At 70.6% G+C, this 8453-nt stretch carries 9 protein-coding genes and 1 pseudogene; 6 read left to right on the top strand and 4 right to left on the bottom strand.

The annotated features are described in order from the left end of the window. Positions 1 to 78: 78 nt before the first annotated feature. Both VG276_19900 and VG276_19895 read left to right on the top strand, forming a co-directional pair. Entirely contained in the window at positions 79 to 1086 is a 1008-nt protein-coding gene (locus VG276_19900; GenBank protein ID HEV8651590.1) for an NAD-dependent epimerase/dehydratase family protein, read from the top strand. A gap of 79 nt (positions 1087 to 1165) precedes the next feature. Further along, positions 1166 to 1522 carry a patatin-like phospholipase family protein gene (locus VG276_19895; protein HEV8651589.1) on the top strand — a complete coding sequence of 119 codons (357 nt, stop codon included), beginning with the start codon at positions 1166 to 1168 and terminating at the stop codon, positions 1520 to 1522. Between the two features lie 200 nt (positions 1523 to 1722). On the opposite strand, the gene VG276_19890 is transcribed toward VG276_19895, so the two are convergent. Further along, positions 1723 to 2949, bottom strand: a complete 1227-nt coding sequence (locus VG276_19890; protein ID HEV8651588.1) for a serine hydrolase domain-containing protein — start codon at positions 2947 to 2949, stop codon at positions 1723 to 1725. Positions 2950 to 3045: 96 nt separating this feature from the next. On the opposite strand from VG276_19890, the gene VG276_19885 reads away from it, so the two are divergent. The 3 genes from VG276_19885 to VG276_19875 are packed head-to-tail and all read left to right on the top strand — an operon-like array spanning position 3046 to position 4490. After that, positions 3046 to 3642 (top strand): QsdR family transcriptional regulator, encoded by a 597-nt coding sequence (locus tag VG276_19885; GenBank protein HEV8651587.1) that lies wholly within the window; start codon positions 3046 to 3048, stop codon positions 3640 to 3642. Then, entirely contained in the window at positions 3639 to 3809 is a 171-nt protein-coding gene (locus VG276_19880) for a hypothetical protein (protein HEV8651586.1), read from the top strand. The genes VG276_19885 and VG276_19880 overlap by 4 nt, the downstream gene beginning before the upstream one ends. Before the next feature lie 12 nt (positions 3810 to 3821). Next, on the top strand, positions 3822 to 4490 hold the full coding sequence (locus tag VG276_19875) for a nitroreductase family protein (protein HEV8651585.1): 669 nt from the start codon (positions 3822 to 3824) through the stop codon (positions 4488 to 4490). A gap of 649 nt (positions 4491 to 5139) precedes the next feature. Here the strand turns inward: VG276_19875 and VG276_19870 are convergent. Next, complete coding sequence (locus VG276_19870) at positions 5140 to 6336, bottom strand: adenylate/guanylate cyclase domain-containing protein (GenBank protein ID HEV8651584.1); 1197 nt, start codon at positions 6334 to 6336, stop codon at positions 5140 to 5142. A 236-nt stretch (positions 6337 to 6572) separates the two neighbouring features. On the opposite strand from VG276_19870, the pseudogene VG276_19865 reads away from it, so the two are divergent. Continuing rightward, positions 6573 to 7189, top strand: a pseudogene (locus VG276_19865) (IS6 family transposase). 125 nt (positions 7190 to 7314) lie between these two features. Here VG276_19865 and VG276_19860 read toward each other — a convergent pair. Together VG276_19860 and VG276_19855 are read right to left on the bottom strand one after the other, a co-directional pair. Then, positions 7315 to 7641 carry a hypothetical protein gene (locus VG276_19860; protein HEV8651583.1) on the bottom strand — a complete coding sequence of 109 codons (327 nt, stop codon included), beginning with the start codon at positions 7639 to 7641 and terminating at the stop codon, positions 7315 to 7317. Between the two features lie 425 nt (positions 7642 to 8066). Beyond that, positions 8067 to 8270, bottom strand: a complete 204-nt coding sequence (locus tag VG276_19855) for a PspC domain-containing protein (protein HEV8651582.1) — start codon at positions 8268 to 8270, stop codon at positions 8067 to 8069. Positions 8271 to 8453 lie beyond the last annotated feature (183 nt).

Below are 8453 nucleotides of genomic sequence, written 5' to 3'. Positions count from 1 at the left end.
CTGGCGACCCGGGGGCAGGGTCGTCACCACGTCTCCGAAGCTGCCTGCCCAGCTCAGCGACTGCGAGGGAAGCTGACCATGGCGCTCACCGTCGCCGTCACCGGACCGACCGGGGAGATCGGCACATCGGTGGTCCGCGCGCTGGAGCAGGAGGACCGGGTGGACCGCGTCTTGGGCATGGCCCGCCGGCCGTTCGACCCGGCGTCCCGCGGCTGGCGCAAGGCCGAATACCGGCAAGGCGATGTCCTGGACCGGGCCGCGGTCGAGACGTTGGTGGCCGAGGCCGACGTGGTGGTGCATCTCGCGTACCTCATCGTCGGCTCGCGCGAGGAGAGCCAGCGGATCAATCTCGCCGGCACCCGCAACGTGTTCGAGGCCGCCGTCTCGGCTGATCGGCCGCGCCGGCTGGTGTACACCTCGTCCCTGGCGGCCTACGGCTACCATGCCGACAACCCGGTGCCGCTCACCGAGGACGTCGCCGCCCGCGGCTCGCCCGAGCACTACTACTCCGCGCAGAAGGCCGCCTGCGAGGCGCTGCTGGCCGAGGTCACTGCCGGTGCCGACCTGGAGGTTTACGTGCTGCGACCGTGCATCGTGGCCGGGCCGGAGGCAACGCTGCTGGTCCGGAGCTTGCCGTGGCGCCGGGCCGCCGAGCGCTTGCCCGACCCGGCCCGGCGGGTGCTCGGCCGCATACCCGGCCTCCCTGTGCTTCCCGACCCTGGGGTGCGCTTCCAGCTGGTCCACCACGACGACGTCGCTACCGCGGTCTGCGCGGCGGTCGTCGGCGCCGGGCCGCCGGGTGCCTACAACCTCGCCGGGGACGGCGAGATCACGATGAGCGAGTTTGCCCGCGCCCTGGGCGGCTACGCGATCCCGGTCCCCGGCGCGCTGGTCGGCCTGACCTCGACGCTGGTGGAAAGGCTTCCCTTCCTTCCTGTCGAGATGGAGTGGGTGCATGCCGCGCGGCACCCGATGCTCATGGACACCACGAAGGCCCGCCGTGAGCTCGGCTGGGCACCGGCCTACACCGCGCACGAGACCCTGGCCGCCATGGTCGGCGCCGAGCGGGACCGGACCGCATGGTGAGCGCGACGCCACGCTGCGTGCCATGCTTGGCCGATGGCGCCCGGCGTGACGTCAAGGTGGCCTGACCCTGGAGGGCCTGGTGCATGGGCTGCTCGCCCAGGCCGAGGCCCGTGCGCTGCCCGCCACAGTGCGGACCGCAGGAGCGGGCTGGGCGCCGGGTGGAGAGACCTGGGTCATGGCCGTCGACTACCATTCCGGGCGGCGGGTCGCGTTCGGCCGAGCGGGTGCGCCACCCGCGACGCTGCCCGAGGCGGTGGTCGCGTCCTGCTCCATCCCTGGCTGGTACCGGCCGACGGTGATCGGGGGACGGCGGTACGTCGATGGCGGGGTGTACTCGAGCACGTCGCTGGATCTGCTGGCCGAGGTCGACCTGGATGAGGTCTACGTGCTGGCGCCGATGGCAAGCGATAGACAGCCTGGTACTGGCTTCCCCTGAGCGCGGCGGGGCTACCCCGCGAAGCCGCTGACGGTCAGCGGTCTGGCCGCCAGCCTCCATCCCGAGGCGTGACACGGTTCGGCGAGACCTGGGCGCGGGTGTCTTCATCGACCTCTGGGTCCCAGTTACTCAGTCAAGCGGCCTGCGCCTCTTCAAGGTAGCTGTCCACTTTCGCCTTCATGATTCACGTACTTTCGGTTCTAGACGTACCACATGCCGCCGCGCGGTCCGCGGCGGTACCCCAGGACCCGGTAGACGGCGTCGACGAGCGCCTGGCCGCGGTCCTCCATGCCGACCCCGCCGCCCATCCGGTTCATCGTGTACCCGAACGACAACCGCGCCCTGGGGTCCGCGAAGCCGAGCGAGCCGCCGTTGCCAAGGTGGCCGAACGCCTCCTCGGACAGGATCACGGCGTCGTCCTGGCCAGGCGGCAGGTGGTGGTTGTCCACGCCCTTCATGAACCCGCTCGCCCACCGGGTGGGGACCAGCATCGTGGCGTCCTTGGCGACGGCAGCGGTGACCGCGCCCATCGCCGGGACCGCGTCCTCGGGCACGAGGCGGACGCCGCCGAACTCCCCGCCGAGCGCGAGCGGACGGTACATCCCCGCCAGCCCTCGCGCGTTGGTGATCCCGTTCGCCGAGGGGATCTCCGCGGCGTGGACCTGGCGGGTGTTGACCGCGCCGGGCAGCAGGATGCCGCCGGAGTTCCACACGATCATCCCGGGGATGGACGTGGGGTCGGTCATGCCAACAGCGTGGAACGGCGGCAGCGGCTGGCCCGGCGCCGGCGGCTCCGGGGAGATGCTCGGCGCGACCCGTGGCTCCTGCTCCTCGGGCAGGCCGATCCAGAAGTCGAGCCCGAGCGGCTCGGCAACCTCCGTGCGGAAGAACGTGCCCAGCGAGCGGCCGGTGACGCGCCGCAGGACCTCGCCGACGAGGTGTCCGAAGACGAGCGCGTGGTAGCCGTGGCGCGTGCCCGGCTCCCACAGCGGCTCCATCGCGGCTAGGGCCTCGGCGACCGCATCCCAGTCGCACAGCCCGTTCTCGGGGATCGGCTCGGGCAGCGCCGGCAGGCCGGCCTGGTGGTTGAGCAGCATGCGGACGGTGATCCCGTCCTTGCCGCCCTTTGCGAACTCGGGCCAGTACCGCGCCACCGGCGCGTCCAGCTCGATGACGCCGCGGGCGGCGAGGATGTGCGCGCACAGCGCGGTGGCACCCTTGGTGCAGGACCAGACGAGAACGATCGTGTCCCTGTTCCACGGTGCCTGCGTCTCGGGGTCGGCGATGCCGCCCCACAGGTCGACGACCGTCTCACCGTCGACGGTGACACAGACCGAGGCGCCCACCTCGCCGCGCGCGGCGAAGTTACGCTCGAACTCCTCCTGCACTGCCGCGAACCGCGGATCGACCGTGCCCTGTGCCGTCATGCTGGACCCCCTTGCAGGCGGGCGAGACATCTTGTAGATTCGTCTCACCATGAGACGTTATGGCTATATGTCTCAAGAGTCAAGGGCGGTCGCACCGTGAGGCGACCGACAATCCTCGAGCAGCACCTGGCCGCGCAGGGCGACGAGCGCCCGGTCACGCCCGCGGATGTGCTGCATGCGGCACGGCGCCATTTCCTGCGCAGCGAGCGGGTCGACATGAACGAGCTCGCGCAGGAGCTCGGCATCGGCCGGGCCACCCTGTATCGCTGGGTCGGCAGCCGCGACCAGCTGCTCGGCGAAGTGCTCTGGTCGCTGTCGGAGCCCGGTCTGGCGCAAGCCCGCACTGAATCCAAGGGACGCGGTGCCGCGTGGGTACTCGCCGTCTACCGCCGGTTCGGCGACCTGATCGTCGAGCTCGAGCCGCTGCGCCGGTTCGTCAAGTCCGAGCCCGAGTGCGCGCTGCGCGTGATGACTTCCAAGGCAAGTCCGCTGCAACGCCGGGTCGTCGACACCTTCCGCGACATCCTTATCGAAGCGCAGGAGCACAAGGGACTGCAGCTCCGACTCGACCCGGAGACGCTCGCCTTCGCGATGGTCCGCATCGCCGAGTCGTTCCTCTGGACCGACCTCATCACCGGCGAGGCACCCGACCTGACCAAGGCCTACCAGGTGGCCAGGATGCTGCTGACATGACGATCGAGCTCGTGGACCTCGCGACGATGACGGCCGAGCTTCGGCCGCCACTGGTGCTGTCGGGGACGCCAGCGGGCGATCGTATGATCTTCGAGGTCGAGTCGGGACGCCTGGAGGGAACCTTCGACGGACGAACGCTGAGGTACGAGCTCTATGAGGTTCGCTGACAAGGAGGTCTGATGCCCACCGCAGCGGGCTTCGACCTGGTCCAGACCGATCGGCTCCTCACCACCACGCGGTCGGTGCGCAAGCGGCTCGACCTATCGCGTCCGGTGGAGCGGGACGTCGTGCTCGAGTGCCTGCGCATCGCGCTGCAGGCGCCCATCGGCGGCAACAGCCAGCCCTGGCGCTGGCTCATCGTCGACGATCCCGCCGTTCGCGCGCGGCTCGCCGAGCTGTACCGCCGCAGCCACGACCCGTACCTGGCGGCGAACCGGGCGGCGGCACAGCAGGCGGGCCGCACCGACATGGACAAGATCCTCGACTCGTCGCAGTACCTGTCCGACCACCTGCACGAGGTGCCGGTGCTGGTGGTCCCATGCGTGTTGCAGCGTCTGCCGGAGAACGCGTCGGTGTTCGACGCCGCGGGGCTCTACGGGTCGATCGTGCCGGCGGTGTGGAACTTCATGCTCGCGCTACGCAGCCGGGGGCTCGGGTCGGCGTACACGACGCTGCACCTGGCCAACGAGCGGGAGGCCGCCGGGGTCCTCGGCATCCCCGAGACGGTCACCCAGGTTGCCATGATCCCCGTCGCCTACTACACGGGCGACAGCTTCAAGCCCGCGATGCGCCGCCCGGTCGAGCAGGTCGTATACGTGAACCGGTGGCGGCAGAAGGTGGACGCATGAGGTTGCATGGTCGCGTTGCATTCGTGACGGGTGGCGCGTCCGGCATCGGCGCGGCCACAGCCCGCCGGCTCGCAGCCGAGGGCGCTCGTGTGGTCGCCGACATCAACGTGCCTGGCGCCTGCGCGGTCGCGGACGAGGTCGCCGGCTTCGCGGTCGCCTGCGACGTGGCAGATGTCGCGTCGGTCCGCCAGGCGATTGCGGAGGCGGAGCGGACGGTCGGCCTGATCGACATCCTCGTCAACAACGCTGGTGGTGACCGGCTGGCGCTTTTTCATCGACACCGACGAGGCGCAGTGAGACCAGGTGCTCGGTGTGAACCTGCATGGGACGCTCGCCTGCACGCACGCTGTCCTGCGCGGTATGCAGGAACGAGGACGCGGCGCGATTGTCAACGTCGCGAGCGAGGCAGGACGCGTCGGCACGAGGCGGGCTCGGTCTACTCGGCCTCAAAGGCCGGCGTGATCGGGTTCACCAAGGCGATCGCGCGCGAGTCAGCGCGCCGTGGGGTCCGGTGCAACGCGGTGGCGCCCGGGCCGATCGAGACGCCGCTGCTGCAGCGGACGGTGGCGGTAGCCGGTGAGCTGGGCACCGCCCTCAAGCAGCGCATGATCGCCGCCACCCTGATGGGTCGCATCGGCACCCGCCGGAGTCACCGAACAGCGAACAGCCGCCACGGTTCCTGGACTCCCTTGAGGCTCTGGGTGCCCCGGTCCTCGAACTGGATGGCGGACCCGGCCACCAGGTCCTTGACCGTCCTGGACACCAGGACCTCACCCGGCCCTGCCAGCGCCGCCACCCGGGCGCCGATGTGGACCGCGATGCCACCGATGTCATCCCCGATCAGCTCGCACTCCCCGGTGTGCAGCCCGGCCCGGATCTGGAGGCCGAGCCCGCCGAGTGCGTCGCGGATCGCGCATGCGCAGCGGATCGCGCGGGCCGGCCCGTCGAAGGTGGCTAGGAACCCGTCGCCCACGGTCTTGACCGCCCGGCCGTGGAAGCGGTCCAGCTCCCGCCGGACGCCGGTGAGGAATTCCTGGACCTCATCCAGCACCGTGTCCTGGTCGCCGACCCAGGGGAGATGGTCGACGCCGGCGAGCTCGACCAACCTCGCGCCCGGGATGCGGGCGGCGATGTACCTGCCTTCCTCGATCCTCGCGTCCCGGTCGCCGCTGCGGTGCAGGATCAGGGTCGGGACGCGGATCGTGGGCAGGATCGCGCGCAGGTCGATCTGGGTGTTCATCTTGGCCAGGGTCAGCGCCGCCTTGGGGCTGGCGCCCTGCCGCAGATAGGTCGCCCACCATCGCCGGAACCGTTCGTCCCCGGCGACGCTCGGCGCGAGGTCAGCCAGGTCGACCGGGCCGCCCCACTCCTGCTCGACCCGGTCATACCAGGCTTGGCGCTCCCTGGGGGTGGGCGCCCAGGGGTAGTCAGGCGACCAGACCCGCGTGGCGAAGATCCCAAACGCCACCAGCGCCAGGGTCCGCTGCGGATAGGTCGCCGCGAACAGCACCGCCATGTTGCCGCCCTCGGAGTGGCCCACCAGCGCCGCCCGCTGCGACCCCACCGCGTCCATGACCGCCCGCACGTCGTCTATCCGCTGCTCCAGGGTGGGCAGCTCGGCTTCGACAACACGATCCGACAGCCCCGTTCCTCGCTTGTCGATCAGCAGCAGCCGGGAGAACGAGGCCAGACGGTCCAGGAACCGGGCGTAGCTCGGCTCCTCCCACATCAGCTCGATGTTGGTGACCCAGCCGGGGACGTACACCAGGTCCAAGGGACCCTCCCCGACGACCTGGTAGGCGATGCTGACCTCGCCGCTCCTGGCGTAGCGGGTCTCCGGCTTCACGCCGGGCGCACCTCCTCCCCGTGGTCGTGGTCCCAGCAGCGTTCACAGCCACGTGAAGGGTACGCAAACGCGTTCGTGCAGCTTGCCGGGGCGCTGCTGCGTTCGCTGTGACCGCCTTGAGCAGCGAGACTGTCGGCATGAGAACCCGTCGTCCTCGTCCTGGTCCAGTCCCACGGTCCGCCTTCGCCGGCTTCCGGTTCCCACCTGACGTGATCGTGCTTGCGGTCTGCTGGTAGCTGCGCTTCGGCCTCTCCTACCCGACGTCGAGGAGCTGCTCGCCGAGCGTGGGGTCGAGGTCGACCACGTCACCGTGTACCGCTGGGTGGTGCGGTGCACGCCGCTGCTGACCGAGACCGCCCGCCCCTGCCGGCACCGGGTTGGTGATCGCTGGTTCGTGGACGAGACCTCCGTGAAGGTCGCTGGGCGCTGGCGCTCTGTGGACCGCGCGATCGATCAGTTCGGGCAGGTCATCGACGTGGTCGTGTCCCGGTGCCGGGATGCGAACGCGGCCCGCCGGTGCTTCGAGCTGGCTCTCGGCACGGTCACGGTGCTCCCCGTCGAGGTGATCACGGACCAAGCGGCGACCGACCCGGTCGTGCTGGAGGAGCTGCTGCCGGCATCCTGGCACCGCACCGAGCGGGACGCCAACAACCGGGTCGAGGCCGACCATGGCCGGCTGCAGGCGCGGCTGCGGCCGATGCGCGGGCGCATGTAGGACCGCAGCGCCAGGGTCGTGCTGGCCGGGCATGCCTTCGTGCAGAACCTTCGGCGGGGCCATTACGAGCTGGCCGTTGAGGAGCCGATGAACCGGCGGGTGGCGGTCGCGCTCGACGAGCTGGCCATGGCGATCTGAACCAGGCGGGGACCGCGGCTTCACCATGCCCTGGCTCCGCCCAATGCAACAGCGCCCCTACCAGCGCCATCCGAGGACCCAGCGCCATCCGAGGACCCAGGGCAGGCACGCTGTCTGCTGTGCGGCTATGGCCCAGCCCAGACGATATCGAGCAGGACGACAACCCTGCGGCGCTCATGGACCAGGTACACGACCAGGCCCCACTCCCCGAACGGCAGCATCCGGTACTCCGCCGGGTAGCCAGCCCGGTACCGCGGGCCCTGCGCGGGGTCCCGGCCAAGCCGCACGACCACCTCGTCAAGCGCTCCCCGGCCCACCGCAGGCAGGGTGGCACGCTGTGCGCGAGCCTCCTGGGTGTACTCGACCTCCCACATCAGCTGCGACCGCTGCGTTAGCGGCAGCGCTCGACCGCCGACCAGGGAGGCCAGCCCGGCGCGCGGGTCGCCCGTCACTGCCGGCTGCGCCAGCGCAGGGGAGCGGGGCGACAGCGCGACGTTCCCGCACCTGCCGCGTGGCTGCCGTCTTGGGCTGGATGGGCGACTACTGTCCGTGTTGTCGTGGAGGCTGGCGCCCGAGTGGACCGGCCCGGCGGGCCAACGAGCTTGACGGCGGGGATGGGCGCGCGGCCCCAGCGCGGCCCAGCCAGGCAGCGGAGCTCCCGGCTCGGTGCCGACAACGCTGTGACCTGCAAGAACCGTGGTGGACCTGCCAGGACTTGAACCTGGGACCTTATCCTTATCAGCGAGGTTCGTGGGAGCGCCATGCGGACCTGCGTCTTCGCAGCTCGCGCGGGAGCATCCGACGCGAAGTGGTGAGGCGTGAGAACCGTGGCTACGGCCATGCTACCTACGACGTGAGCATCGGCCGGGCCAGCCGGTCATGCCACGCCTTGCGGCTCATAGGGGACGACGAGCCACAGCGCCAGGTAGAGCAGAAGACCCGAGCCCCCGACCACGGCCAGCACGACGAACAGCACCCGGATCAGCGTCGCGTCCAGGTTGAAGTACTGGGCCAGGCCGCCGCACACCCCGGCCAGCTTGCGGTTGGTCCGGCTGCGGTACAGCTTGCGGGTTGGGTCCATGGCGCCGCCTTTCGATGCGTGCCTTCGATCCCAGGCTGACCCTGAGGCTACTGGTTGTCGATGCGTCAGGGAACTGCTTGGCAGAGGCGGCGCGGGCCACCACCGGCCCCGGGGTGGTGGGATGGTGCGGCCGGCGCCAGGCATCAGACGCCTGCCCGGTCGGCCACGGCGTGGACGCGGTAC

Source organism: Actinomycetes bacterium (assembly GCA_036000965.1).
Lineage (GTDB): Bacteria > Actinomycetota > CALGFH01 > CALGFH01 > CALGFH01 > DASYUT01.
Note: the sequence above shows the minus strand (reverse complement) of the source record. Positions and strands in the feature narration are given on the sequence as shown.